The sequence below is a fragment of the Streptomyces sp. NPDC038200 genome (genome assembly GCF_055600785.1).
The window spans coordinates 1-1,987 of the sequence record NZ_JBVJYH010000067.1; the positions used below are offsets into that span (position 1 = coordinate 1).

2 protein-coding genes are annotated in these 1,987 nt (G+C 70.6%); both read left to right on the top strand.

The features are described from left to right. Nucleotides 1–693 (top strand): acyl carrier protein (locus ACZ7KF_RS41520; RefSeq protein WP_471087911.1); only part of this gene is annotated, 693 nt, incomplete at its 5' end. 44 nt (nt 694–737) lie between these two features. Beyond that, a partial coding sequence (locus tag ACZ7KF_RS41525; RefSeq protein ID WP_471087914.1) for a type I polyketide synthase occupies nt 738–1,987 on the top strand: 1,250 nt, incomplete at its 3' end.

The window sequence follows — 1,987 nt, forward strand, 5'->3', positions numbered from 1 at the left end:
ATGGCCCTCTTCGACACCGCCCTGACCGCCGACGAACCCACCCTGGTCCCCGTCAAGTTCGACCTCACCGCACTGGCCGCACAAGCCGGAGCCGGCCAGCTGGCTCCCGTGCTGCAGGGCCTGGTCCGCCAGCCGCGTCGTATCGTCCGCACCGATGCCACCTACGGCGCGGGCGGTACGCCCGGTGAGTCCCTGATCGACCGGCTGGCGACGATGGCTCAGCCCGAGCGGCAGCGCGCCCTGGTGGACCTGGTCAGCGCCGATGCCGCGGCCGTTCTGGGCGGACGCCAGCGAAACGCGATCGCGCCGGACCGTGCCTTCAAGGACCTCGGTTTCGACTCGCTCACAGGCGTGGAACTGCGCAACCGGCTCACCGCGGCCACGGGTCTCCAGCTCCCCGCCTCGGCGGTGTTCGACCACCCGACGCCGGCCGCCCTCGCCGACGTCCTTCTGGAACAACTCGGCGTCTCGCCGCTATCGGTGCTCGCCGAACTGGACAAGCTGGAAGCGGCGTTGAGCAGCGCGTCGCTCGACGACGACGTCATGGCACAGACGGCCAAGCGCCTGCAGACCCTGGCGTCCCGGTACGCGTCGACCGGCGCCCCTGCGGAGGACGAGGCGCACTTCGACCTGGAATCCGCCTCCGACGACGAACTCTTCAGCTTCGCGGAGAACGAGCTCGGCTCTTCCTGACACCAGCGCCGGCCCCCCACACCTGTCGAGCAGAAGGACTTCCGATGAGCACGAACGACGACAAGCTGCGCGACTACCTCAAGCGAGCCCTCGCCGATCTCAGCCAGGCGCGCAAGCGGCTGCACGAGGTCGAATCCGAGAAGACGGAGCCGATCGCGATCGTCGCCATGGGCTGCCGTCTCCCGGGCGGCGTCTCCTCGCCCGAGGAGCTGTGGGAGCTGGTCGCCGGGGGACGCGACGCCATCTCGCCGTTCCCGACCGACCGCGGCTGGGACGTGAACGGGCTGTTCGACCCCGACCCCGAGCGCCCCGGCAGGTCGTACGTCAGGGAGGGCGGTTTCGTCACCGACGCCGCCGAGTTCGACGCAGCCTTCTTCGGTATCAGCCCACGCGAGGCCGTGGCGATGGACCCGCAGCAGCGGCTGCTGCTGGAGACCTCCTGGGAGGTCTTCGAACGTGCGGGCATCGACCCGACTTCGCTGCGTGGCCGCAACGTGGGTGTGTTCGCCGGTACCAAGCCCCAGGACTACATCCCGAGCCTCGAAGGCGGGGAGTCCAGCACCGAGGGGTACGCCTTGACCGGCAGCGCCGGCGCGGTCACCTCCGGCCGTGTCTCGTACACCTTCGGCTTCGAAGGCCCCGCCGTCTCCATCGACACCGCCTGTTCCTCGGCGCTGGTCGCCATCCACCTGGCCGCCCAGGCCCTGCGCAGCGGTGAGTGCTCGCTCGCGCTCGCCGGCGGCGTGTCCGTGATGGCCACGCCCGGCGCGTTCGTGGCCTTCTCACGGCAGCGAGGGCTGGCGGCGGACGCTCGCTGCAAGGCGTTCGCCGAGGGTGCGGACGGTACGTCGTGGGCCGAGGGTGTGGGTCTGGTCCTGCTGGAGCGCCTGTCGGACGCGCGGCGCAACGGTCACGAGGTGCTGGCCCTGGTGCGCGGCAGCGCCGTCAACCAGGACGGCGCGTCCAACGGTCTCACCGCTCCCAACGGCCCCTCGCAGCGACGCGTCATCCGCCAGGCACTGACCAACTCCGGGCTGCTCGCCGCGGACATCGACGCGGTGGAGGCGCACGGTACGGGGACGTCGCTGGGTGATCCGATCGAGGCGCAGGCCCTGATAGCGACCTACGGCCAAGGCCGCTCGGTGGACCGGCCGTTGTGGCTCGGCTCGGTGAAGTCCAACCTCGGTCACACCCAGGCGACCGCGGGTGTGGCGGGTGTGATCAAGATGGTGCAGGCGATGCGGCACGGTGTGCTGCCGAAGACGCTGCACGTGGACGCCCCGTCGTCGAAGGT